Origin of the sequence: Pontibacter korlensis (assembly GCF_000973725.1) — a bacterium.
GTDB classification, from domain to species: Bacteria; Bacteroidota; Bacteroidia; order Cytophagales; family Hymenobacteraceae; genus Pontibacter; species Pontibacter korlensis.
This window is the reverse complement of record NZ_CP009621.1, coordinates 4,381,698-4,405,932: the sequence shown is the minus strand read 5'-3', so window position 1 is coordinate 4,405,932 and position 24,235 is coordinate 4,381,698. Positions and strand designations below refer to the sequence as shown.

General features: G+C 44.1%; 19 protein-coding genes. 9 read left to right on the top strand and 10 right to left on the bottom strand.

Annotated features, from left to right (window positions below; all coding sequences use genetic code 11):
• The first annotated feature begins 5 nt into the window (after positions 1-5).
• The 4 genes from hisH (at position 6) to hisIE (ending at position 2,731) form a co-directional block, all read left to right on the top strand.
• Positions 6-587 (top strand): imidazole glycerol phosphate synthase subunit HisH, encoded by a 582-nt coding sequence (gene hisH / locus PKOR_RS18970; RefSeq protein WP_046312758.1) that lies wholly within the window; start codon positions 6-8, stop codon positions 585-587.
• Complete coding sequence (hisA, locus tag PKOR_RS18965) at positions 584-1,306, top strand: 1-(5-phosphoribosyl)-5-[(5-phosphoribosylamino)methylideneamino]imidazole-4-carboxamide isomerase (RefSeq protein WP_084694844.1); 723 nt, start codon at positions 584-586, stop codon at positions 1,304-1,306. Before hisH ends, hisA begins: the two co-directional genes overlap by 4 nt.
• Positions 1,300-2,058: an imidazole glycerol phosphate synthase subunit HisF gene (hisF, locus tag PKOR_RS18960; protein ID WP_046312756.1), complete on the top strand. Its 759-nt coding sequence runs from the start codon at positions 1,300-1,302 to the stop codon at positions 2,056-2,058. Before hisA ends, hisF begins: the two co-directional genes overlap by 7 nt.
• A gap of 61 nt (positions 2,059-2,119) precedes the next feature.
• Positions 2,120-2,731, top strand: coding sequence for a bifunctional phosphoribosyl-AMP cyclohydrolase/phosphoribosyl-ATP diphosphatase HisIE (hisIE, locus tag PKOR_RS18955; RefSeq protein ID WP_046312754.1), 612 nt, complete (start codon positions 2,120-2,122; stop codon positions 2,729-2,731).
• Positions 2,732-2,787: 56 nt separating this feature from the next.
• Here hisIE and PKOR_RS18950 read toward each other — a convergent pair whose 3' ends face one another.
• Both PKOR_RS18950 and PKOR_RS18945 read right to left on the bottom strand, forming a co-directional pair.
• The gene (locus tag PKOR_RS18950) at positions 2,788-3,381 is read right to left on the bottom strand and encodes a hypothetical protein (RefSeq protein ID WP_046312753.1); all 594 of its coding nucleotides are present in this window, start codon (positions 3,379-3,381) and stop codon (positions 2,788-2,790) included.
• Positions 3,382-3,426: 45 nt separating this feature from the next.
• Positions 3,427-4,290 (bottom strand): alpha/beta fold hydrolase, encoded by an 864-nt coding sequence (locus PKOR_RS18945; protein ID WP_046312752.1) that lies wholly within the window; start codon positions 4,288-4,290, stop codon positions 3,427-3,429.
• Positions 4,291-4,482: 192 nt separating this feature from the next.
• On the opposite strand from PKOR_RS18945, the gene PKOR_RS18940 reads away from it, so the two are divergent.
• Positions 4,483-6,162, top strand: coding sequence for a hypothetical protein (locus PKOR_RS18940; RefSeq protein WP_046312750.1), 1,680 nt, complete (start codon positions 4,483-4,485; stop codon positions 6,160-6,162).
• An 18-nt stretch (positions 6,163-6,180) separates the two neighbouring features.
• Here PKOR_RS18940 and alr read toward each other — a convergent pair whose 3' ends face one another.
• The 5 genes from alr to PKOR_RS18915 form a co-directional block, all read right to left on the bottom strand.
• A complete protein-coding gene (gene alr, locus PKOR_RS18935) occupies positions 6,181-7,332 on the bottom strand; it encodes an alanine racemase (RefSeq protein WP_046312748.1) in 1,152 nt (383 codons plus the stop codon).
• Between the two features lie 6 nt (positions 7,333-7,338).
• Positions 7,339-8,502: an amidohydrolase gene (locus tag PKOR_RS18930; protein WP_046312746.1), complete on the bottom strand. Its 1,164-nt coding sequence runs from the start codon at positions 8,500-8,502 to the stop codon at positions 7,339-7,341.
• 194 nt (positions 8,503-8,696) lie between these two features.
• Positions 8,697-13,043: a PAS domain-containing hybrid sensor histidine kinase/response regulator gene (locus tag PKOR_RS23685; RefSeq protein WP_052738955.1), complete on the bottom strand. Its 4,347-nt coding sequence runs from the start codon at positions 13,041-13,043 to the stop codon at positions 8,697-8,699.
• Positions 13,044-13,224: 181 nt separating this feature from the next.
• Positions 13,225-14,583, bottom strand: coding sequence for a sigma-54-dependent transcriptional regulator (locus tag PKOR_RS18920; RefSeq protein WP_046312744.1), 1,359 nt, complete (start codon positions 14,581-14,583; stop codon positions 13,225-13,227).
• A gap of 328 nt (positions 14,584-14,911) precedes the next feature.
• Positions 14,912-15,745 (bottom strand): DUF1206 domain-containing protein, encoded by an 834-nt coding sequence (locus PKOR_RS18915; RefSeq protein ID WP_046312743.1) that lies wholly within the window; start codon positions 15,743-15,745, stop codon positions 14,912-14,914.
• A 260-nt stretch (positions 15,746-16,005) separates the two neighbouring features.
• Between PKOR_RS18915 and PKOR_RS18910 the strand changes: the two genes are divergently transcribed.
• Positions 16,006-16,593 carry a DUF4136 domain-containing protein gene (locus PKOR_RS18910; protein ID WP_084694843.1) on the top strand — a complete coding sequence of 196 codons (588 nt, stop codon included), beginning with the start codon at positions 16,006-16,008 and terminating at the stop codon, positions 16,591-16,593.
• Between the two features lie 35 nt (positions 16,594-16,628).
• Here PKOR_RS18910 and PKOR_RS18905 read toward each other — a convergent pair whose 3' ends face one another.
• The 3 genes from PKOR_RS18905 to PKOR_RS18895 all read right to left on the bottom strand — a co-directional run bounded on the left by PKOR_RS18905 (position 16,629) and on the right by PKOR_RS18895 (position 19,903).
• Positions 16,629-18,623, bottom strand: coding sequence for a monovalent cation:proton antiporter family protein (locus tag PKOR_RS18905; RefSeq protein ID WP_046312741.1), 1,995 nt, complete (start codon positions 18,621-18,623; stop codon positions 16,629-16,631).
• Positions 18,624-18,711: 88 nt separating this feature from the next.
• Positions 18,712-19,365, bottom strand: coding sequence for an HD domain-containing protein (locus tag PKOR_RS18900; protein ID WP_046312738.1), 654 nt, complete (start codon positions 19,363-19,365; stop codon positions 18,712-18,714).
• 76 nt (positions 19,366-19,441) lie between these two features.
• Complete coding sequence (locus PKOR_RS18895) at positions 19,442-19,903, bottom strand: hypothetical protein (RefSeq protein ID WP_046314655.1); 462 nt, start codon at positions 19,901-19,903, stop codon at positions 19,442-19,444.
• Positions 19,904-20,237: 334 nt separating this feature from the next.
• Here PKOR_RS18895 and PKOR_RS18890 point away from each other — a divergent pair, with 334 nt between their 5' ends.
• The 3 genes from PKOR_RS18890 to PKOR_RS18880 all read left to right on the top strand — a co-directional run bounded on the left by PKOR_RS18890 (position 20,238) and on the right by PKOR_RS18880 (position 24,215).
• Complete coding sequence (locus tag PKOR_RS18890; RefSeq protein WP_158453800.1) at positions 20,238-20,912, top strand: DUF481 domain-containing protein; 675 nt, start codon at positions 20,238-20,240, stop codon at positions 20,910-20,912.
• A gap of 135 nt (positions 20,913-21,047) precedes the next feature.
• Positions 21,048-21,827 (top strand): polysaccharide biosynthesis/export family protein, encoded by a 780-nt coding sequence (locus PKOR_RS18885; protein WP_084694841.1) that lies wholly within the window; start codon positions 21,048-21,050, stop codon positions 21,825-21,827.
• Between the two features lie 12 nt (positions 21,828-21,839).
• Positions 21,840-24,215, top strand: coding sequence for a polysaccharide biosynthesis tyrosine autokinase (locus PKOR_RS18880; protein ID WP_046312735.1), 2,376 nt, complete (start codon positions 21,840-21,842; stop codon positions 24,213-24,215).
• Positions 24,216-24,235: the final 20 nt, after the last annotated feature.

The window sequence follows — 24,235 nt, the reverse complement described above, 5'->3', positions numbered from 1 at the left end:
GACAGATGAATTTAGTTATAGTTGATTACAAAGCTGGGAATGTGCAGTCTGTTATGTTTGCACTGGAGCGACTGGGGGTGCAGGCAACCCTGAGTGCCGATGCAGAAACCATCAGGGCTGCTGACAAAGTGATTTTCCCTGGAGTAGGTGAGGCCTCCTCGGCTATGGCACAGCTAAAAGCCCGCAACCTGGAGAAACTGCTGCCTACGCTGGAGCAGCCTTTCCTGGGGGTGTGCCTGGGCATGCAACTGCTTTGCCAGCATTCAGAAGAAGGTGATACTGACTTGCTCGGCATAATACCGCTGCCCGTAAAACGTTTCCAGACCGATCTAAAAGTGCCGCACATGGGCTGGAACCAGCTGGAGAACCTAAAGTCGCCACTTTTTGAAGGGATGCAGGAGAAGGAGTATGTGTACTATGTACACAGCTACTATGTGCCTGAAAGCGAGTATACCATTGCACAGTCTGCCTATCCTACGCCTTTCTCGGCAGCCTTAAAGTATAAGAATTTCTATGCGGCTCAGTTTCACCCGGAAAAGAGCGGACCAGCCGGATCACAATTACTGAAAAACTTTTTAGCCTTATGATGGAGATAATTCCTGCGATAGATATTATTGGAGGCCAATGTGTACGCCTCACAGAAGGAGACTTCGACCAGCAAACCACCTACGACAGCAATCCTGTTGAGGTAGCTAAACGCTTCGAAAGCCATGGTATTAAGCGCCTGCACTTAGTGGATTTGGATGGAGCCAGGGCACGCAAGCCTGTTAACCTGGCGGTGCTGGAAAATATAGCGGCCAATACAAACCTTACAATTGACTTTGGTGGCGGGTTGCAATCTGATGAGGCTGTAAAACAAGCTTTTGATGCGGGTGCAGCTCAAATCACGGCGGGTAGTATAGCCGTTCGTGAGCCGGAGACAGTGAAAAGCTGGCTGCTGAAGTATGGTGCTGAAAAAATTATCATAGGCGCAGATTTTAAGGGCAACAACATTGCTATCAGTGCCTGGACCGAGGAGAGCAAATATCCGCTGCAGGATTTTATGTCCGGCTATGTGAAAACAGGTGCTAAATTGTTTATCTGTACGGATGTAAGCAAAGATGGAAAGCTACAGGGCCCTTCTACCAACACTTACCGTCACCTAAAGCTGACTTTGCCGGAAGCTGAAGTTATTGCCAGTGGAGGTGTTACGACCGTGCAGGACCTGGAGGAGCTACAGGAGATAGGAGTTAAAGGCGCCATCATAGGTAAAGCCATTTATGAGGGTACTATTCAGCTGAAAGACTTAGAACGATTCGTATGTTGACCAAACGCATTATACCTTGCCTCGACATTAAAAGCGGCCGCTGTGTTAAAGGCGTACAGTTTGAGAATATCCGGGATGCAGGGGACCCTGTGGAACTGGCGAAATGGTATGCTGCACAAGGTGCCGATGAACTGGTTTTCTTGGATATTACAGCCACAAACGAAGGGCGTAAGACATTTGCCGAATTGGTGCGCGACATTGCGCGGCATATTGATATACCTTTTACAGTAGGCGGCGGCATTAGCGCAGTGGAAGATGTGGAGGTATTGTTGCAAAACGGAGCCGACAAGGTTTCGGTGAACTCCTCTGCCATTAGAAACCCTCAGTTGGTAGAAGAGCTGGCAAAGCGCTTCGGCAGCCAGTGCGTTACTGTAGCCATTGATACCAAGTATACCGAAGCCAGCGGCTGGAAAGTATATGCCCGTGCCGGTACAGTGGAAACAGAGCATGCCACAGTAGATTGGGCGAAGCAGGTAGTTGAACTGGGGGCCGGAGAAATTCTGCTGACAAGTATGAACAACGACGGTACCAAAGCTGGGTTTGCCCTGGATATTACCCGTGATGTGGCACAGGCAGTGCCAGTACCGGTTATTGCTTCGGGCGGTGCCGGAAATATGGAGCATTTTGCTGATGCATTCTTAAAGGCTAACGCTGATGCCGCTCTGGCTGCCAGCTTGTTTCACTTCCGCGAGCTTGGTATTCCGGACCTGAAGCAGTACTTGGCTAATCAGGGTATAGCAATGCGTATATAATTTCGGTCGTAAAGAAGTGTGAGAGGCTGTCTCTCTCCCTTAAACTATAAACTCTTCTATTGTGGAGCTAGATTTTGACAAAACAGGTGGGTTGATTCCTGCCGTTATACAGGATAATAATACAGGACAAGTGTTGATGCTGGGTTATATGAACCGGGAAGCACTCGAAAAAACAGAGCAGGAGGGGCTGGTCACCTTCTTCTCCCGTTCAAAAAACCGCCTCTGGACCAAAGGAGAAACTTCCGGTAATACTCTCGAAGTTATTAGTATCTCCGGCGATTGTGATGCGGACTCATTGCTCATCAAGGTAAAACCTAATGGACCAACTTGCCATACAGGCAGCACAAGCTGCTTTGGTGAGGAGGAAAAAGCTAACAGAACAGCAGCTATACAATTCATTGCGCAACTGGAGCAGGTGATTCAGGAGCGAAAAGCAAATCCTGCGGAAGGCTCTTATACAAACTTTCTTTTTGAAAAGGGGGTGAATAAAATAGCGCAGAAGGTAGGAGAGGAGGCTGTAGAAACAGTGATAGATGCTGTAGCTGGTGAACTGGAAACTATGAAGGGTGAGGCGGCAGATCTGCTTTATCACTTACTGGTACTTTTGGCAGCCACAGGGTTAGAGCTAAAAGATGTAGTAGCCGTATTGCAGGATCGACACCAGAAGAAGTAGCTATAAACTTCAAGAAAAAGCCTCAGCAGTACTTGTATTGCTGAGGCTTTTTCTTTTTACTCCTGTATTACCTTAACATTAGTGAAGCTACCGCTAATGGATATGTCACAGCGCCGCAGGTTTGGTTCCGTGAACTGATCTACTGTAGGGTCATATGCGTTGGGTATTACAAGCTCGTAAGTCCCGCTCACTAGGTGGCGCTTCGTGTCATGGGCGCTAATCGTAAAATGTCCTTCTATATTGCTCTTATCGCTAGTAATGATAGACCTTGTGTGCGCGTCCCGTAAATAGGAGTAAGTCACATCAACCTGTCCTTCACTCACATCTGGTAATGTCTTCAGAGTGTATGCACCTGATAAATTACTTTTTAGGTCCTCTTCACTGATTACAAATGTGATGTTATCCTTGCCTACATTCAAGGGAGCACCGATGGAAATGCCGAAGTGTTCGGTATCGTAGCTGGCATAGGTTTCAGTGGAGCCTTCTCCATATAACTTAACCAAAAAAGACTGTGGCTGCTCGTAGGAGTACACGATAGCTCTGTTTAACTCTGCTTGGGCAGTAGGGGTAACTTCATCAGGATCTTTATCGCAGGCACTAAACCCCAATGCCAGCGCTGTGATAAGTGTAAGTGTTAGTAGCTTTTTCATAGTTTTTATTTTCAAAAGCTACTGCTAGAATTATGCCATTATATATTATATAGCTAATAAAGACTTTATAGCATCGGCCACTTCCCCGCCCTTTTCTTCTTGCAGAAAATGTCCTGCTTTAAGTTTCTTCACCTGTGCCTCCGGAAACTCTTTTTGCCACCGCTCCAGAAAGTGCAGAGGTAGTAATTTATCCTTCTCTCCCCACAAAATAAGTTTGTTCATGTTCCGCAGCTTCTCGCGTTGTTGCCAAAGCGCTGCAAAGTATGGATTTGCCTCATGCAGCGCTTTAGCAAAGCTCCAAGCTCCCATACGCCGTGCAGGTGAGGACAAAGGCTTCAAGTAGTGCTGTTTGATGTCCTTTGTTAGATGCTTGCGCTCAAAATAACCTTGTGGGAGTAGCACTCTGGCAGAAAGGCCCAGCTGCAAGTATAAAAAGCGGCCCACACTGCCTGCCATAAACCTGCTGATCTTCGTTATGCTGCCTTCCTTGTCCAAACTCCACATCCAGGTGTTCAGTATAATCAGGTTTTTCACGTTCTCAGGATAGCGCAACGCATACCTTAAGCCTATGGGACCGCCGAAGTCGTGTACTACCAACGTAATGTTCTTTAACTGCAAGTGCTTAATTAAGTGCTCCAGGTTATCTGCATGTGCCTCTGGACTATAAGAAAATGTCGCTGGTTTATCGGATAAGCCAAAGCCAATATGATCGGGTGCTATGCAGCGGTGTGACCTGCTAAGAGACTTTATCTGCTGTCGCCACACAAAAGACCAGGTAGGGGTACCGTGAACAAAGACTATAGGATCACCCTCTCCTTCGTCTACATAATGCATTTGCCCTTGCGGTAGCTGAAGCGTATGATGGGCAAAAGGGTAGAGGATGCGATCAATCCATTTTGGTGATTCCATAGTTTAAGTCTTTAGTTTTCTGACTAACACCACTGTTTCTTGTCCTTCATGCTGAAGGGGAAGCAAGTCTTAATCTTTGATATATATAGAGCATTTTAGTCACTTAACCAGCATATGGTAGGTTGGGCTAATTATACATTGCCGTTAGCCAATAGTTAAAATTCTCGTATGCAGGTCAAAACAACAGCTTAAATGTATCAATACACGAAGAATAACGCAAAGAAGACAAATAAATGGCTAAAAGTAACAGCATGGGTAGTGGGTATAGCTCTTGTGCTATTTTTAGGACTGTTCATTTTCACGTTCTGGTTGGAAGGAAAGATCGAAAGAATGGTAGCTGATCAATCTAAAGGAGTTTATAAGTTACAAGTATTTGGTCTATCAACATCGCCATTTGTAGGAAGTCTGTCTGTTGATAGTCTATCGCTCAAACCAGACTACGATAGATGGAATGAACTGAGCTCTCAGGGAAGCAATGTGTCGCGAACGCTAGTAGAGTTCCAAACTGGTTCAGTGGCTATAAGGAAGCTGAGTTACTTTAAGGTGCTGTTTAACAATAGTGTGCAGTTGGATGAAATTGTTGTTCAGCAACCGAAGTTACTGATGACGGTTATGAGGCAGGATACTACTGAAAGCCATGTGCCGATGCATCAGACTGCGAAAGGATTTTTGAAAGGGCTATCTATAGGAAAAATTAGTGTGAGCAGAGCCCGCCTTCGTTACCGGAGTAAAGTAGAGGCAGGTACAGATACTGTGTTTGCTTTGAAACAATTCAACTTGGGTGTTACCGATTTTATTTTAGATAGCACATCTTTTAATGATCCAACCAGGGCTTACTATGCAAAGAAATATGAGTTTACGGCTCAGGGTGCACGCTATATCTTATCTGACGGTCTACATGAAGCTACTTCTGATTCTATAGCGGTAAGTACAGCATCTGGTACAGTGGTGGCATCAGGTATAAAGTTTACTCCTCTGGTTGACCAGGCGGCGCTTTCAAAAGTTAAAGGGAAAGCCGCAACGCACCAAAAGGTAGAGGTAAAGAAGGTAAGTATAAGTGGCGTTGCCTTTGCAGAACATTCCCGTACTAATAGCTTAAAGGCAAAGCACCTGCTGCTGCAAACCCCCTCTTTGATAGCATTCAAAAATAAGAAAGACTTTCAGGATGAGGAAAACAAGCCAACGCCTCACGAGATAGTGCAGGGTATAAAGCCCCGCTTCCTGCTAGATACTCTTGAAATACAAAATGGGTACATTCGGTACGAAGAGTTGGCTCCCGCAGCAACAGAACGTGGCCATATAACTTTTCATAAGGTGAGCAGCACAATAGCTAATGTATCGAATATACCTGAGCACATGACAAATGAGAATCCTGCAGTAGTAAAGGTAAGTACAATGGTAATGGATCGTGCTAAAGTGGAAGTAACTATTCGTATACCTTTACTAAACAAAGATGGATATCATACTTTAAGTGGTACTGTAGGTGGGGCAAACTTGCAGGTTCTGAATCCCATTCTGGTGCCCACAGCCTTCGTCAAAATAGCAAGCGGTGTGGTGAGTAGCGGTAAGTTTAACGCAGAACTGAACAACACAAGTGCAAATGGAAGTATGATGCTGCTCTACAATAACCTAAAAATTGAGCTGCTGAACAAAGGAAGCGGCGGGCAGCAAGGCCTAGGAAAGGAAGTGCTATCATTTCTAGCGAATAAAGTAGCTATCAAAAGCAGTAACCCCAGCGAAGGGGAGCAGCCACGTACTGGCAACATCACGGTTACAAGAGATCCCCAAAAGTCCATCTTCAACTATTGGAAGAGTTGCCTTGTAAGCGGAGGTCTCTCAAGTATGGGCCTGAACAACATGGCAAAACAATAGGTAGGTTAAACTTCTTGATTAATCTACTACATACCGGGGGATGTTTATGGGTAGGCGTGTGAGAAGTTCATAATTAAGCTGTGTACTTAACTCTCCGAAAGAAGCTACAGTTATACTTTCACTGCCCTGTTTGCCAAGTAAAACTACCTCATCTCCCTTCCTTACATCATGAATTTCGGTAACCTGAACCATCATAACATTCATGTTCACGATGCCCACTACTGCAGCGCGTACTCCATTAATCAGCACCTGACCGTGGTTGCTGAGAGTGCGGCTGTAGCCCCAAGCATAACCAACAGGTACAATGGCCACTGTCATGTCGCGGGAGGCCTGGTAAGAAGTGCCATAGCCAATATACTCCCCCTGAGACACATACTTAAGCGTCATGACGTGGCTCTTCCAGTTAATGAGTCGCTGCAATGGGTCCAGTTTTTCTTCACGCTGCCCAATGTACTGTATATAGGTTTCTGGGCTAGGCCATAGACCATACTGCATAATGCCTATGCGCACCATGTCCATTCGGGTCTCAGGGTAGGAGACCATGGCTGCAGAACAAGCAGTATGGCATTGTTCAGGCGTATATCCACTTGCCTGCAGGCGCTGCAGCTGTTGCTTATAGCGGTTTAGCTGCTCCTGTACACGATCGTGGTTCTGAAAACTTTCCGCACCGGCGAAGTGGGTGCAAACTCCTTTCAGCTCCAGGTACTCTTTGTGTTCCTCCAGAACTGAAAGAACATTGTTTATTTCGTTCTCGCCAAAGCCTGTCCGGTTCATACCTGTTTCCAGTTCCAGGTGTACACATGCTCTTTTCTGTAGTTTTTTAGCGGCTTTTCCTGCTTCTATTAGTCTATCTAACTCAAATACAAAAAACTCCATATCGTTTTGGATTGCCCACTCCAGTTCCGGGTTATCCAGATACCCCATGATCATGATAGTGGCAGGCTTCTTTAGTGTTGGTAGCAGGCGCAGTGCCTCATCAGCGCTGAACACCGAGAAGTGGTCAACCCCACATTCTTGTGCAATAGCAGCAAAAGGCTCTATACCATGACCGTATGCATTACCCTTGATTACAGAAGATAGCTTTACGTAAGGACCGATTTCCTTCCGGAGAAAATTGATGTTATTTTGAAGTGCCGATTTACTGATCTCAATGTAAGAGCTATGGAACATAGGGTGTTATGCGTTTAGTATTTCCTGAACAATGCTGTAGAAAAGCTTGGCGCCAGTGGGTATGATTTCATCTGGAAAGTCGTAGTTGGAGTGGTGTAGCTGTGGCTGTTCTGTGCCGGCTCCAATTCCAAACAAAGCGCCTTTGTACCTGGCTGTAAAATGGCCAAAGTCTTCTGACCACCTGAAAGGATCCACGGCGTTTGCTACCTCGAGTTTGAGTTTTTCAGCAGCCTTCCGCACCCACTGCACTTCCTGTACATGGTTTACTGTAGCCGGAAATTCCTCTACAAAGCTGATGTTAAACTTTAGCCCATGCCGTTCAGCAATCTGCTGCACATGTTGTTTAGTTATAGTCTTTAGAATTTGAAGGTCAGCGGTATGATAGGAGCGGAGCGTAGCCATTACGGTTCCGTAGCCTGGATTAGTTCCAAAGGCTATTTCCCCAAGCCGTGCGTGTATGACGGTAAGCAGCGTCAGGTCCTGAAATAGCTCTTTTTGCTGCACAATCTGGTTGAAAGCCAATATCATTTCAGCCATTGCCTGACCAGGGTTTACTCCATTTTCCGGCTCAGCGGCATGTGAGGGTTTACCGAAGAGCTCGACAATCATACCGGTAGAGGCCGAAGCAAAAACATTGTCCCGTACCACAATCTGGTTCTTTGGCCTACCGGGTAGGTTGTGTAAGGCGTAAACGTAGTCTGGTTTTAGCTCCAGCAGCCTTTCGTCTTGTAGCATGGCATAAGCGCCTGCACCTGTTTCCTCAGCAGGTTGAAACAATAGCAGTACCTTGCCTCTAGCAGGTTTTTGCTGGTGCAGTAAGCTGGCGAGCCCTATCAAAATGGTCATATGTCCATCGTGCCCACAGAGATGTGCAACTCCTGCTCTTGCTGATTGATGTTGCAGGTGCGGATTGGTTTCTACTATTGGTAAAGCATCCAGTTCTGCGCGGAAAAGTATCACAGGGCCTTGGGAGGAATCTTTACCTTCGAAAACAGCTACCACACCAGTGCCACCTACTTGGGTAAGTATGGCATCAGGCTCATACTTTTGAATCTGTTCTACAACCCGCTGCGCTGTGTCCCCTTCAGCACCTGATAAATCTGGATACTGGTGCAGGGTGTGGCGAAATTTAACCAGATCCGGTAAATCCTTAATTTCATACTGTTGCATATGCTAATTCTGCGGTGGCTCTTACAGAATGAATATACAAATTCTATAGTTCATCTTTCTCCTTAAAGACCAATTAAATAGGGTAGGGGAGATGTGGACTTGTGCGGTAAATAGGAGCAAGCCTGGTAGGAAAAGAAAGAGCCGTTTTTTCATGTTCTGGAAAAACGGCTCTGGGTAGAATATGAGTACAAAACTTAAGCTAAATCAGCGGACAGTTGATCGACAACTTGATCTATTACTTCAACCAATACTTCAATGTCTGCATTTACAGTAGGTATATCCTCCTGAGCCTTAGCGTTGCTTTCGATACGACGCACTACTTCCTTTAATTTGTCGATACGCATGGTGTCTATGGTAGACTTAAGCTTATGGGCAGCAGCACTTACGCCTGTCCAATCTTCCTGATCTCGCTTTTGCTGCATGTCTGAAACCGTTACAGGCACAGTCTCCACAAATAGCTGTTTTGTACGCTTGATGAAAGTCTGATTTCCACGGGATATCTTTTCCAGGAGGCTCAGGTCATAAAGTGGCTCACTAGCAACAGCAGCCTTAGCAGGTGCTTGTGAATCAGCCTCGGCTTCCGATGATCTTCTGCGCTTATGTGGTAGTAAGGCCGCAATTTTCATGAACAGCTTTTCCTCTTCAAAAGGCTTTGACACATAATCGTTCATTCCAGCTGTTAAGTACTTTTCAGCATCGCCTTTAAGTGCATTAGCTGTAAGTGCTATGATCGGAATGTTGGCTTTTACCTTGTTTTCGGAACTACGTATTCTATGAGTCGCATCCAGGCCGCTTAGCTCCGGCATCTGGATATCCATCAGCACAATGTCGTAATCGTTTTTCTCCGCCAGTTCTACTGCTTCCCGACCATTATAAGCCACATCAACTTTGGCACCCCAGCCTTCTAAAATGGACTGGGCCAGGAAAATGTTAACCTCGTTATCTTCCGCTAAAAGTATACTGATAGGGCCTAGGCTACTGTAGTCAGTTTGCTCTTCGAGTCTGGTAACCTCAGCTTCCGCCGATTTCATGTAAGTAAGTACAAATTTAAAAGTGCTACCGGCGTCTTCTGCGCTTTCAACCCAAATTTTGCCTTCCTGCATTTCGATTAACGTTTTAGAGATGCTGAGGCCAAGTCCTGTGCCGCCATACTTGCGCGTAGTACTAGAATAAGCCTGGCTGAAGCCTTCAAAGATGTAATCAATTTTAGTCTCAGGTATACCTATGCCGGTGTCAGTAACAGAAAACTCAACTGTTAACCTATCCTCCTGTTCCTCCAGTAGTTTACAATCAAGCGTAACGCTACCCATGTCTGTAAACTTGATTGCATTGCTTAGTAGGTTGAGCAGTACCTGGTTCAGGCGGTATGGGTCACCTAAAACCATCGTGTGCGTCAATTCCAAAGGCTTCAGGATATAAGCAATTTCTTTTTCTTCTGCTTTATAGATGAACGTCTGGAAAGCTACCTGAACTGCATCTGCCAGGTTAAACGGTATTTCCTCCAGTTCCAGTTTTCCTGCTTCTATCTTAGCTATATCCAAAATGTCATTAATCACAACCAGTAGGTTGTCGGCTGACTGCCGGATGATCTTCAGGTAATTCTGCTGTACATCGTCTAGCTGAGTTTTATTGAGCAGGCTCGCCATACCCAATATACCGTTCATTGGCGTACGTATCTCATGGCTCATGTTTGCCAGGAAGTTCTCCTTAACACGTGCTGATTCCTCCGCAGCTTCCTTGGCTTTGGTTAACTGCTGTTCTGTACGCATACGGTCTGTTATATCCTGTGCAATGGCGATGATGTAAGGAGCCATGTTTGGCTCTTCTACCTTATAATTGTGGTAGTACAGGTGGCGTTGCTCTTTTTCCTTATCCAGTATAGTAAGCACACCTTCCATCAAGTTTTTGTTGCTAAACTGCTGGAGATACAAAGTGAATTTAGCTTTGTTCTCTGCAGGGAAGAATTCAACCAGATTATGACCAATCATCTCTTCAGAGGTATACCCCAGCATGTTCAAAAGGTATGGGTTAACTGAGTGTATTACTCCTTCTAAGTCGTGGGTGCAAATAAAGGCTTGGCTGTAATTGATTAGGTCCCGATACTTTTTCTCGCTGTTCTTCAGGGATTTATCAGCTTTCCGTCGTTCAGTAATATCTCGTGCCGCAGACTGGAACTTAACAGGTTCTCCTAATTCATTGAGGATTGGGCTTATATCAGTCTCCACCCACAACTCGGATCCGTCCCGACGCAGCATACGGTGCTGTAGCGTTAAACTTTTCTTTTTCTCCAGAACCTCAACCTTTACCTGCTGCTGTACAGCAGCAAGATCTGCAGGGTGTATGACATGGCAAGTCTGCTTCTCCAAAAGCTCCTCCTGTTTAAACCCAAGAATCTCTTCTACAGCTTTTGAAACATAGATGAAGCTTCCATCCAGGTGGTGTAGGCTTACCATGTCCTTAGAGTTTTCTGACAGGAGCCTGTGCAGTTCTTCGCTGTTTTTAAGGCGCTTGTTAGCTAAGCGCTGCTCTGTTATATTGGTAGATATACCAAGCACATTCACCTTACCGTTGCTAGTGACGATAGGTTTCTTGATAGTACTGAACCACTGCACCTCACCGTTTTTATCCGTGAATCGCTCCTGAATTCTTACCTCCTGGTTCTCTCTAATTACCTGTTTATCTATTTCTAAGTAAAAGTCCGCCTCTTCTTTATTTATATGAAAATCATGGTTGTTAAAGCCAACTAGTTCATGAAGTGGTTTATTATGAAGTTTGGCAAATTCCTGATTAGCCAGAATCAGTTTGCCCTCAGCATCCTTTACATAAATCAGGCTTGGGCTTGCATCCAGCACTTGCCCAATAAATTCATTTTTCTCCCTAACCTCCTGAGCTACCAATTTCTCATCAGTTATATCTCTGGTAATGGACAGGATTTCGTTTTCGCTGTACTTTAGTATGCGGCCTTCATAACTGCGCTTTCCATCTGGTAGTTCTAATTCGTAATCCACCTTTTCATGTTCACCAGTTTTTAACACCTTAGCTATCAAAGCCATGAACTTTAAGGCTAGCTCGTGCGGTAGCAAATTGAAGACATTGTTGCCTATGATATCCTCTGTAGGAACTAACAGGTGTTTCTGCGCCTCGTTTTTCATGTCCAGGTAGTTGCCATTCTTATCAATGATGAACATTAAATCCGGAATGGCGGCGAGTATAGCTCTGTTTTTTGCTTCACTTGCAATGATTTCCTCCTGAGCCTGGCGCAGTTCTGTAATGTTTAAGCCATGGCCAATGATGAGCTCTACTTCACGATCCTTGTTTAGTACAGGGTTAAGCCTGCGGATGTGGTAGGAATCGTTTCCGTTCTTGTCAGTCAGGTGTTCTTCAAATTCTACTTTGCTTTTGACTTGGAGCACACGCTGTAAGTGCTTACTGCGTGTTTCCATTCTGCTAAAGGGAATATTGCGGTGGCGGCTATAGTCTTCGTTGGTTTTACCTACAATCCATTGCCGTAGCTCCGGGTCCATAATGGCCGCAGGATTGGTAAACAGGTACTCGAGCTTATTATTGTAAACAGCTACATCAGACGGGATATGGTTAAGTATGGATTCGTAGAATTCCTTCTGACGCATTAACTCCTGACTTTGCTGGCGCACCTGTGTTACATCCTCAGCAGACCCAATTACTAACTTTACCTGCCCATTGTCTTTGCGCTTGAATACACTTTCCCGGCAGAACAGAGTTTTAATGGCTCCGGACTTAGTACGTACTTGATACTCCATGTCCAGCACTTCACCATCCTTGGCCATTGCTGTTCTTGATGTGTGTTCCTTTACCTTGTGAAGGAGCTCTGGAAGTACAATATGGGTAAATATCTGTCCCTCCATAGCAGCCACATCATGCTCATCATAGCCTAGCACTGTATGGATCTGCTCGTTTACATAGATGCAGCTGTCTTCATCTACATCATAGATATAAACGATGTTAGGAATAGTATGAGCAATGTTTCGGAGCAGGGTTTGGCTCTCCTGCAATGCAACTTCGGCTTCACGCTGTTCTGTGAAGTCGGTCATATAGATGTTAAAGTAATTTTTTTCGGGCACGGCATAGATAAGCACATGGTAATGGCGCCCGGCTATGAAAGAGTCAAAAGAAGCTGCCCTGTTGCTCTTGCCAACAGCAAGTCGTTTTACATGAGATATCAGCAGGCGACCAAGGCCTTTCAAGCGCGACTGGCCTAACTTGAGCAGGAATGCTTGTGCCGCAAGATTTGCGAACAGGATTTCTCCATCGCAACTTGTCCTAAGCACGGGGTTAGGGTACTCGTTCTGGACTTCTGCCTGTAGCTCCAGCCAATTCGTATAATTGGTTTCTTCATCCCTTATTTGGGAAACAAAATCACTATCTGTGGCGGGAGAACCACTGAGTCCAATACTAGCTATTCTTTTCAGCTCTTGAAGTCGTGCCTCAGCAAGCTTTTCAGCAGCTATTCGGGCACTTCTTTCCTCCTCTAGCTGCCTGAGCAGCTCTTCATTGGTTACCATAGGTATCTGTTGGCTAATTTACAAGCCATTTTCTTTAAGCTTATGCTCAGATCAGCTATGCTAAAGTACGCTAGCTTGACGGGCATAAGTTTTCTGAGAGTATGAGAAAAGTAACGTGCCTTTAAATACAGTTCCGCGTTTGGTATGGCACAAGCTTAATGCGTTGTCTCACTCGCACGCATTACCTGGTCAAAACTTCTTTGTTCTGGATCATGCGATAAATTGTTGATTTACCGATGTCCAGTTTTTCTGCTACCAAGAGTACATTGCTGTCATACTTATTCAGGAAACGCTGTATAATTTCTGTTGTGTACTCCCGCAAAGACCGCTCTTGTGCCAGGAAATCTTTTTCGGAATCACTAGCACTAAGGTTGATGTCCTGTGGCTCTATTACAGATTCATCGGCCATTACCACGGCTAGCTCAACCACAGCTTTTAATTCACGGACATTGCCCGGGTAAGGGTGGGATAGTAGCTTTTGTTGTGCATCCGGAGCAAATGTTTTTTTACCCATACCGTTTTCTTTGGCAAACGCATCCATAAAGTGTTTGGCTAGCACCAGGATATCGGCACCTCTCTCACGTAAGGGTGGAAGGTTTATTGGTAATCCTAGCAGTCGGTAATAAAGGTCTTCCCGAAAGTTGCCTTTCTTTACCTCTTCAGCTAGATCTTTATGTGTTGCCACAACTATACGTACATCTATAGGCACTACGCTATTACCACCCACACGCGTTATTTCTTTTTCCTGCAGCACGCGCAGCAACTTAGCCTGTAGGCTTATGTCTAGCTCTCCAATCTCATCCAGGAAGATAGTACCTTTGTTGGCCTCCTCAAACTTACCCAGCCTTCTGGCCACAGCGCCTGTAAAGGCACCTTTTTCGTGGCCAAAGAGCTCACTTTCGATGAGTTCCTTAGGTATTGCCGCTACGTTAACTGTTACGTACGGCATCTTTTTTCTGGGGCTGTTGTAATGGATGGCTTTTGCAACAAGTTCTTTACCTGTACCGGTCTCTCCGTTTATAGACACGGTGATGTTGGTTTTGGCGGCTTTCCCCATCATGGTGAAAACCCGCTTCATGGCATCGCTGTTGCCTATAATGAAGTTGCTGAAGTCGTACTTTTGCCCGATTTCCTCGCGCAACTGATCAATTTCCTCGCGCAGCGATACATTTTCCCTTATCTTATTGATAGAGTTCCAGAGCCGCTCAGGAGTGTCTTCGTCTTTAACTATATAATCGTAGGCGCCTTGCTTGAGCAAGTCTACCGCGGTGGCTACATCTTTCTGTCCTGATATAACTATTACCTGCGTGTCTGGGCTTTGCTCCCGGATTTTTTTTAGAACTTCCGCGCCATTTTTATCTGGTAAAGAGTAATCAAGCGTAATCACATTCGGCCGGTGATGCATATTGCTGAGGCAGTCTTTGGCAGAATGGTATTTTCTTATTTCGTAGTCAGGGTTTAGAGATAAGTGATATTCCAGAAGCTCACTATACCAGACATCATCGTCCAGGATAAATATCTTGAATGTAGCGTTATTCATTTAGTTTGTTCAGTAGTAGGGTGCTTTGTATAAAGATAGCAAGTTAGAATTAGTCAAAAAGTATAACTTGATTTGTTGCTCTCTTCATTAGGCTATATTGGCCCTAAATAACTGAAATTTACGCTATTTTGCAATATGGGACATTAGATTCCTTTTATGGGAATACACCTATTATTCATAAAGTATAATTTTAGCGTCTTGTTAAAGTTGTTCTTTTACAGGCCTGTGCTTCCTGAGTTAGTACTTCTTAAAATTGCTGTACGTGTAGATTCACCAATCTTGTTGCTGCCTTAGTATAGACAGAGTTGGAAGTAGGAGCGAAGCTTTTTTATCGAGAGTGAATAGGTTGATACTTGGCGCGCATGAACATAAATATGCCATAACATATCAATCCCAAAGCCACTGCTCCTAGTATGAAAGAGCCATAGGAGGTGTTTTCCAGGAATTGGAAAGCCTCTGTACTACCTCCAGCCTCTTTTGCACTGGACTTCAAGGCGGCTTGAAGGAAGAGGTAACCGATGACAATCCATACTATGCCACGGGCTATATAGCCTAATTTACCGGCACGTATCATCCGGTGTTCTACATCATGCTTTAAGCCGCTACCCTGTACTTCCTTCTGATATTTTTCGGAGTAGCCATAGTATATCTGGTAGAGTCCCGCGATTACAGTTCCCGTGGCTACAATGCCTACCAACCACTGTCCAAAAGGCTGTTCGAGTAGTTTGGCTGTCAGTGTTTGGCGGGAGTCGCTGCCACTGCCGCTGCTGTTGCCCAATACCATGCGCACAGCCAGAAAGGCAAGAGAGCCATAAATAATACCACTAAACATATAGCGCAGGCGCATGGCAGTTCCTTTAGCGTTAGAACCTTTGCCTTCTGTGTCTTTAACGGCTTGTATAAAGCGCCAGAGCGTATAACAAATAAGACCCGCTGCCACCAAGCCTAGTAGAATGTTGCCGGCAGGCATGTCCTGGATTGTTTTAAATATGTTGCTTCTGCCAGCGCTCTGCGTAGATTGCCCGCCCAACTCGAATGCTGCCATAAAAGCTATTGCTCCAACCAGGCAATAAACTATGCCTTTAGCGGTGAGTCCGAATTTTGCAAAATTCTCCACCCATCTTGGCGATGGACTTGGAACATATGAGGATACATCAGTCATGGTCGTTCTTTTTTCAAATACACGAACTAATTAATGTTTTAGTTGCTGATGCGTCACTATTCGTGATACAGACGTATTTGGCATGCATGATGACTTGGTCTACAAGCCTGCTCAAGTTGTGTTCTATAGATTAAGCCGGAAATCTACAAGCACAAGTTATGGCTAAGTGGTGTGTTTACTATCTTATCATTAAGTTTACATCCATATAACCTATCTCCTTTATGAACGGTACCTTAAAAGCGCGTTAATTCTATTAAACTATGAAACGACTACTTCAGCCAACGTTGCTCTGCATCTTATTTATGAGTGCGTTACAGCTTACTTCCTGTGTTACCACTTCTGCTTCTTTAGGAGCCAAATCCATCAAAGCTCCTTATGCCAATAACTTTCGTGGGGCTAAAACCTATAGTTGGTACCAAACACCACCACCTGCAGGGGCTGAATACATCAATGGCTATAAAGCAAGCCTGCACAAAAACATGATTCAAGCAATCGAAAAGGAGTTGCAGGAGAGGGGTTATACTAAAGTTGATGAAAACCCTGATGTTCTGGTCGCTTATGATGTGAGTGTGTCTGTGCCCGAGGAGAAGGATAAGACGGAGAAGTTTTCCCAAGGCTTTGGCTACAGTTATGGATACATGAGTGGCTACCGCTATGACTATGGCCATGCTGATATGCCAGGTTACCGCAGTGTAGATCTTTTTAAAGAGGGAACATTGATAATTGATTTCATCAACCCTAGGTCTAACATGCTACTTTGGCGAGGATGGGCTGAAGGGGCGGTAAATCCAAAAGACAATTATAAAGCCGTAGAAAATAAGGTAGAGGAAGTAATTGGGCAGCTATAAGCTGCCCATCGTAGCGGCATTTCAGGTCAAAACAATTAAGAGTCTTTTAGGTAGTTGCTAAATCTCATAACATCTGCTGGCTTACCAACTACATACAGCAAATCCCCTTTTTGTAGCACAGTGTTCGCGTTGATGTTAAGTATAGTTTCCGCCTTGCGCTTAATGGCAACTACCGTGATCTGAAACCTATTACGGATGCTTGTATGAAGTAAAGGTGTACCCACAATATCAGGCTCTGTAGTATATATCCGGAGGCTTGCCACTTCTATGTCCGGAATATCCATACTTAAGTTTGCCATGTCATTTTTGCGGTTGCCTGCTAGGCTACGGAGCATTTCATAGTTGTCTGAGCGGATCTTCTGCGTAAACGCTTCTATCTCGTCTCGAGGCATCAGGTACTTGTTTAATGTGCGCGTAAAGATTTCTATACTAGTCTCAAACTCCTCTGGTATTACCTCGTCTGCACCAATTCGGTAGTTATCTTCCATTTCCTGCACAAAGCGCGTACGTACTATAATGTGTACTTTGTCTGAGATTTCTCTGACTGTGGTAATGATGCGCTTTGTAGCTTCTGGATCAGAAATAGCAATTACAACGACCCTTGCGCGGTGAATATTAATGTGGGATAGGATCATAGGGTGTACGGCATCCCCATAAACAATCGGTTCTCCAATTTTACGCTCATTCTTTACCGTTACTGCATTTAGCTCCACGATCACGTAAGGGATGTTAGCATGTTTGGCTGCTTTTGCTACATTTCTCCCATTTATTCCATACCCAATAATAATAATGTGATCATCCAGGTTTGGTAAGTCACCATGCATGTCATGTGGATTTTGAAAAGGCATTGCCTCGTGACTTGAAGAAAATGGTGCTGCGATCATATCAGCCAGGCGTCTGTAAGAACCAACTACAAACGGAGTAACCGCCATCGTTAGCAAAGACACAGACAGAAAGTATTGATAAGTTTCTTCTGAGAGTAAACCATTGTTTATACCGGCCTTCGAAAGTATAAAGGCAAACTCTCCAACCTGGAATAAAGAGAGGCCTACCAACAGTGCTATTCGCAGCGGGTACTGAAGCATACGGGCTGCTATTGTAGCTACAATGCCTTTGAGTAGGAAGGTGACAAGGGTAAAGAGCAGGACGACCGGCAGGTTTTGTAGCAGAAAAGCGAAGTCCAGCAGCATGCCAATCGATACAAAAAAGAAGCTGGTAAAAATCTCGCGGAAGGGGAGTATGTTGCTTGTAGCTTGATGGCTGTACTCAGATTCTGAAATAATCAAACCCGCCATGAAGGCACCCAGTGCCAAGGAAAGTCCGAGACTGGAAGTAAGCCAGGCTACCGCAAAGCAAATCACCACGACACAAAGTATAAATAACTCTTTGCTCTTGGTTTCAGCAACCAGATAAAGCAGACGCGGTACCAGGTACCTTGCGCTAATAAGTACAAATACAATTACAAACGCCCCTTTTAGCGCCATTAGCAACAGCTCTGTTACAATATTCTCAGAGCCGCCAGCCATTAGTGGAGCCAATAGCATCATAGGTACTACTATAATATCCTGAAAGATTAAGATACCCAGCACCACCCGGCCCTGTGGGCTGTTTATCTCTCCCCGGTCTTGAAGTAGCTTCAGTACGATGGCTGTACTGCTCAGAGCTATCAGGAAACCCATAAACACAGCTTCGCCCCAATTGAAGTTTAGTAGCACCATTACCAGTGCAACCAAGCCTATAGTGGCTAACACCTGTGTCGTACCACCTAGCAATACAGTCCGCTTTATCATGGAAAGCTGCCTGAGCGAAAACTCCATACCGATGATGAAAAGCAGGAGGATAACACCGATTTCCGCTAGAATTTCAATATCGTGAGAGGAGTGGATAAGGCTTAGTCCGTGTGGGCCAGCTATTACTCCTGTAGCCAAAAAACCTAGAATGGTTGGTAGCTTAAAGCGCTGGAATAGCAAGATTACAACAACTGCCAATCCAAGTATAATGACTATGTCTGAGAGTAAAGGTATCTCCATAAAATGGCTAACGACTGTTTCCTAACTGATTGATTAATGCTGGGCTTCTAAATTGGATGAGATGCTGATTTACTAAAGCAATGAAATGTTATTTTTCCCCTTCCCATTCTGCATAGAACTGGTTCAAGAACTCCTCCATATACTGGTGGCGTTGCTCGGCCAACTTCTTGGCAGACTCCGTATGCATACGGTCTTTCAGGAGTAAAAGCTTTTCGTAGAAGTGGTTGATAGTAGGGGCCGAGTTATTCTTGTACGCTTCAAAAGAATCGTGAAGCACTGGTTTTATGTCAGGATTGTACATCTCACGGCTTTTGTGCCCTCCGTAGGCAAAAGTACGAGCAATGCCTATGGCTCCTATAGCATCCAGCCTATCTGCATCCTGAACTATCTTGCCTTCTAGGGTTGGCATAGCCGAAGAAGTGCCTGCCCCCTTAAAAGAGAGGTCCTTTATGATACTGCAGATGTGATCAATTGAATGTTCATCAACCTTGTACCGTTCCAGCCACTGGCGAGCCATGCGCGGACCAACAGTTTCGTCACCATTATGAAATTTATGATCTCCTATGTCGTGCAGGAGTGCAGCTAGCTCAACCACATGCATGTCTGCCTGCTCTTTCGAGGCTATGTGCTTAGCATTGTTCCAGACGCGAAATATGTGCCACCAATCGTGTCCGGAGCCTTCATCCTTCAACAGGTCTTGCACATAGTTAGCTGCTGCGGATATGACTTCCTCTTTTTCCATTGCTTTAAGTTACTCTTGTTCGCTTAAAGCTAATGAAAAACTTTATTATGCTGAAGTTTCAGCTACAGCTCTGCTGTTATACCTTGGCTTGCTCTAATGGAGCCGGCAATACAAGTTGGGAGAGGAGCTCCTCTTCTAGAAATGTAGCCCATGTGTGAAGGTAAAGCACAACATCGTCACGGTGGTTGTGCTTCAGATACCGATGATTCTTAGGGAGGCGCTTTAGTATATCTGGATGAGATAACGTTTCTAGGTAGGAAAGTTCATTGCGCGTGACGCCAAAATCTAACATGCGGTCAATGATTTCATCTAGCGGAAGACCACTCTGGGGACAATAGTCACGAAGTTGCTCACGCCAGTCACCACAGCGCCACATAGCAGCTCCATGTATTTTACCCTTGCTATACTTTGTTATGGTTTGCGCCAGATGGCCACAATTGCAGCTACCCATGTGCCCCCATTCATACCTTTCGCCACGCGCTAACCTGTTGGCAGTTTCGCGTAGCGCTTTTATCAATTCTACCGAGTTTCTTGCCATGTCCAAAACTATATTTATTCCGAAAGGGAAGAAGAGCTGCTAATTTTAGTTTCTAAGCTTAAATTAGTATCAACCATCATCTAATTTGCTCCTTTAGAATATATGCGTTAGAATTGGCGAAATGTTTAGGTTAGCAAGCTATTTTATGCTGATAATATTTTCTTTATGCCACTTCTTCCTGTCAAGGAGTGCAAGGTTTTTTGCTTTGCTTCTTTTTCTGGTTATTTGTTCTAGTTCCCCTAAAGTATTTGGTCAAATTCTAAACATTGAGCAATCGCGGGTAGATCGGGACACCTCTGGTTACTTTACAGGAAAAGCAGGCTTTAGCTTTTCTATGTTCAACAGAAACGCAGGCAAGGATAATCCTAACAACTATCTTCAGTTAACATTTACTGGAGATGTAGCCTACGTTGCTGAGAAGCACAGCTATCTGCTGCTAAACTACTACAACTACTTGTTAGTTAACTATGATTCTAAAGAGCTTCGAAACACTGTGGCAAGTACAGGATACTCTCATTTTAGGGTAAATCTATTTCGCAAGAGGCGACTTTCAAATGAACTCTTCACGCAATTACAAGCTGATAAAGCTAGGGGGCTAGAGCTAAGAACACTGGCCGGGGGAGGGGTTCGTTATCGTTTGCTGAAGCGTAAGAACAGTGGGATATACCTTGGTAGTGGCTTTATGCATGAGCATGAGGAGTGGGAGAACCCTGAGGAGGAGAACAGGCTAATCACGTCAGACCTTCTGATATCTACAAACTACGCCAGTATAAAGGCAAAGATCAACGAGTTAGTAAGTACGGAAGGAATTGTATACTATCAGGTTGGTTATGACAATAGAATTGACACGTTTCGCAACAGAGTCAGCGGAGATGTGACCTTGCAGGTAAAGTTAAATACAAGGTTTTCTTTTAAAACAAACTTCAGTTGTACATTTGAAGATGAGCCTATTGTGCCTGTTACTAACTTTGTGTATGCTATATCAAATGGGATTCAGGTGCAGTTTTAACCTAGGACATCGAATTTAATTGAACTTAAAAATGTAATCCCAAGCATTATTTTCATATTTTTACCATTTCAAGCGAAAAAATATACTACAAGATAAACCTTTAGGTTAATCTATAATAGAAGGAATAATAATCTGATGCGCAAAACCCTTATCGCGTGGTGGATCATGCTGGGGATGGTGATTTTTGCCTCCTGTGTACCACAAAAAAAGCTTCTCCTGTTACAGGAGAACCCTGAAGTAAAAGATCAGGGTAAAGCAGATGAACTTTTGAAGACATTTGACCTTAAGAAGCCGGTTTATACTCTAAAGCCCGGTGATGTGCTGTCATTAAGAGTTCAGACAACTACACCTACGGAATATAATTTTCTAAATTCACCTGTAACTACCTCAGGTTCTGATGATCCTGTTCTTAGTGGCTACACAATTGATGATGCTGGAGATATTTTGATTCCTGTAGTCGGTAAAGTTCATTTGACTGGGCTTACTATGCCAGAGGCCCGTGTTGCTGTAACTGAAGCACTTAAGCCTTTCCTGGCAAATCCAACTGTGAACCTGCGCTTGTTAACTTTTCGCTATACCATAGTTGGAGAAGTAGGAAGCCAAGGGCAGTTTACTACCTACCAGGACAACATTAATGTGATGGAGGCTATTGCTACTGCTGGCGGCTTGACCAGTTATGCGGATCGGGGTAAAATAAAGTTGATTCGTTACGAAGAGGGGCAAGCTAAAATTTATGCTTTCAGCCTTTTGGACGAAACTACTTTAGCGAAGAATAACTTCTATTTAAAGCCCGACGATATGCTCGTGGTTGATCCCCTGCCTGCTAAGTTCTTCCGGGAGAATGTTTTCGGTACTATATCTCTAGGCTTTGGTTTCTTAGCATCTATTGTTCTACTCTATACAAGATTACAATAAACGAATTATAAGTTGGAATCTACTTTCAATCCTGAAGAAAGCAGCTTTATTGATTTTAAAGCTGTATTAAACTCGGCAATAGCTAAATGGTATCTTTTTGTCTTAGGTGCCATCCTAGCGCTAACAGTAGCATATCTTGTAAATAGGTATACTGTTCCTCAGTATGAGATTACTTCAACGGTGATGGTTTCGGGTGATGCTACGCAAGGGGCTAATGCAGCAGCTCTCCTATATGGTTCTGAACTATTCAAAGGAACTCAGGGACTTACAAATGAGTCCATGATTTTGAAGACAAAGTCTCTAGCGCGCGAGACGCTTGATAAATTAGACTTTAGAGTTAGCTACTTCATTCAGGGAAACGTCTTGTTACTTGAAGCATATAAAGGAGATGCTCCAATACACGTAGTTTTTGATACGACCTCTGCTGACGCGCCCTATAATATTAGTTTTAAAATAAGCTTAGTTGATCAGGATACCTATACCCTGTCAACTGAGAACCAGAAATGGAATTCTAAACTAAATGATAAATCGTTCAAGTTTGGGAAATCATACCTAATAGATGGCTTCGCCTTCACTATCGAGTTATTGAAACCTGAGCCTTTCGCAGGTAACGAGGTGCTTTTTGTGCTGAATGATTTGGATGACTTAGCTAGAAGGTATGCCTCAAATTTGTCTGTATCTCCTTACGGAGGAGATGCTTCTGCCTTGGTTTTAACCGTAGGAGGCACTACTCCAAAGAAAGATGTTGACTACCTGAATGCCCATATGGAAACATACAGGCAGAATAATCTTGCCATCAAGAATGCAAAGGCTGTTGGTACATTAGACTTTATTGATGTGCAACTTCAGCAAATCAGCGATTCGCTTTATTTCATCGAGTCAAGGTTAGAGGATTTTAAAAGACGTAATTCAGCTATGGATTTAAGTGCAGCAGGTGCAAAAGTGGCCGGTGAACTGGAGTCCCTGGAGCAGAGAAAAGCTGAGCTTTTAATGAACTCCCGATACTACGACTACTTGTCAAACTACCTTAGTAAGGAAAATGCCAATGATCAAATTCAAGCTCCTGCAACATTAGGCATAAGTGATCCTGTGCTAAACGCCTTGGTTTCTCAATTAGTAACGCTTCAAACCGAGCTGAGTGTTGCCTCATCTAATCAAGGGCAGGACAATCCAGGAATAAAAGTTAAAAGACAGCAATTAGCTGAGGTAAGAGCATCACTGCTTGAAAACCTGAGCAGCTTGGAGGAGGCTAATCAGATTGCTCTTAAAAATTTAAATCAGCGAATACAAGTGGCTGCTGCAGAATTGCAAAAGCTACCTTCTTCGGAGAGACAGTTGATTAATATTCAAAGACTCTATAGCTTAAGTGAGAATTTGTACGTGTTCTTAATGGAGAAGCGTGCAGAGGCAGGTATCTCAAAAGCTGCAAACACCTCTGATATTACGATTTTAAAAGAGGCCTCTGTTAGTAAGCAGACTGCTCCGCTTCCACTCCGTAATTATGGTATAGCCCTTGCGCTTGGACTTGGTTTGCCATTGGCTTTTATTTTCATAAAAGAGCTGATGAATAATAAAATTCATACTGTAGAGGATATAGCCAAATTTACAGAGCTTCCTTTGCTTGGACTTGTAGGTCATAACAAAAAAGAAGATAACCTACTGGCAAACCTTAGCCCAAAATCGGCTTTAGCTGAGGCTTTTCGAACTGTTAGATCTAACCTGCGATACATGACAGGTGTAACTGATACAGCAACAGAAGGAGGCAAGATCATTGTAATCACCTCTTCTATCAGTGGGGAGGGTAAAACTTTTTCTGCCAAGAATTTAGCCTATATCATCTCTATTTCTGGGGAGAAAACGCTTCTGGTAAATGCGGATATGCGTAAGCCAAATAATAACACGGACCTAGGGGTAAGCAGTAGCACAGGCCTAAGCAATTACTTGGCTGGTCATATCACCTTAGATGAGGTAATTAACAAAACAATTCAGGAAAACCTGCATGTACTCCCTTCTGGAGATATCCCGCCCAACCCTTCTGAATTACTATTGAGCAACCGTATGTCTGAGCTTATTGTGGAGTTAAAGAAACGCTATGATTATATAATTATGGATACTCCGCCTGTAGGCATACTTTCTGATGGATTAGAACTGATGCAGTTATCAGACGCCAATGTGTTTATGGTGCGCCAAGATTATACAATCAAGGACTTCCTTAAAAATCTGCAACTGCAAGTAGAGTCAGGTAAGATTCGCAAAACAGCCATTCTGTTCAATGATGTTGATTATAAGAAACTAAACTATGGCTACGGGTATGGTTACGGATATGGCTATGGCTATTATGCTGAAGATAACGAAACAAAGTCTTGGTGGAAACGAATAAGGGGGTAATTCCCCTTATTCGTTTAGTA

What these genes read in the sequence shown, in the direction of transcription:
- hisH (WP_046312758.1), top strand. Translation starts at nt 6, where the DNA reads ATGAATTTAGTTATAGTTGATTACAAAGCTGGGAATGTGCAGTCTGTT.
- hisA (WP_084694844.1), top strand. Translation starts at nt 584, where the DNA reads ATGATGGAGATAATTCCTGCGATAGATATTATTGGAGGCCAATGTGTA.
- hisF (WP_046312756.1), top strand. Translation starts at nt 1,300, where the DNA reads ATGTTGACCAAACGCATTATACCTTGCCTCGACATTAAAAGCGGCCGC.
- PKOR_RS18950 (WP_046312753.1), bottom strand. Translation starts at nt 3,381, where the DNA reads ATGAAAAAGCTACTAACACTTACACTTATCACAGCGCTGGCATTGGGG.
- PKOR_RS18945 (WP_046312752.1), bottom strand. Translation starts at nt 4,290, where the DNA reads ATGGAATCACCAAAATGGATTGATCGCATCCTCTACCCTTTTGCCCAT.
- PKOR_RS18940 (WP_046312750.1), top strand. Translation starts at nt 4,483, where the DNA reads ATGTATCAATACACGAAGAATAACGCAAAGAAGACAAATAAATGGCTA.
- alr (WP_046312748.1), bottom strand. Translation starts at nt 7,332, where the DNA reads ATGTTCCATAGCTCTTACATTGAGATCAGTAAATCGGCACTTCAAAAT.
- PKOR_RS18930 (WP_046312746.1), bottom strand. Translation starts at nt 8,502, where the DNA reads ATGCAACAGTATGAAATTAAGGATTTACCGGATCTGGTTAAATTTCGC.
- PKOR_RS23685 (WP_052738955.1), bottom strand. Translation starts at nt 13,043, where the DNA reads ATGGTAACCAATGAAGAGCTGCTCAGGCAGCTAGAGGAGGAAAGAAGT.
- PKOR_RS18920 (WP_046312744.1), bottom strand. Translation starts at nt 14,583, where the DNA reads ATGAATAACGCTACATTCAAGATATTTATCCTGGACGATGATGTCTGG.
- PKOR_RS18915 (WP_046312743.1), bottom strand. Translation starts at nt 15,745, where the DNA reads ATGACTGATGTATCCTCATATGTTCCAAGTCCATCGCCAAGATGGGTG.
- PKOR_RS18910 (WP_084694843.1), top strand. Translation starts at nt 16,006, where the DNA reads ATGAAACGACTACTTCAGCCAACGTTGCTCTGCATCTTATTTATGAGT.
- PKOR_RS18905 (WP_046312741.1), bottom strand. Translation starts at nt 18,623, where the DNA reads ATGGAGATACCTTTACTCTCAGACATAGTCATTATACTTGGATTGGCA.
- PKOR_RS18900 (WP_046312738.1), bottom strand. Translation starts at nt 19,365, where the DNA reads ATGGAAAAAGAGGAAGTCATATCCGCAGCAGCTAACTATGTGCAAGAC.
- PKOR_RS18895 (WP_046314655.1), bottom strand. Translation starts at nt 19,903, where the DNA reads ATGGCAAGAAACTCGGTAGAATTGATAAAAGCGCTACGCGAAACTGCC.
- PKOR_RS18890 (WP_158453800.1), top strand. Translation starts at nt 20,238, where the DNA reads ATGTTCAACAGAAACGCAGGCAAGGATAATCCTAACAACTATCTTCAG.
- PKOR_RS18885 (WP_084694841.1), top strand. Translation starts at nt 21,048, where the DNA reads ATGCGCAAAACCCTTATCGCGTGGTGGATCATGCTGGGGATGGTGATT.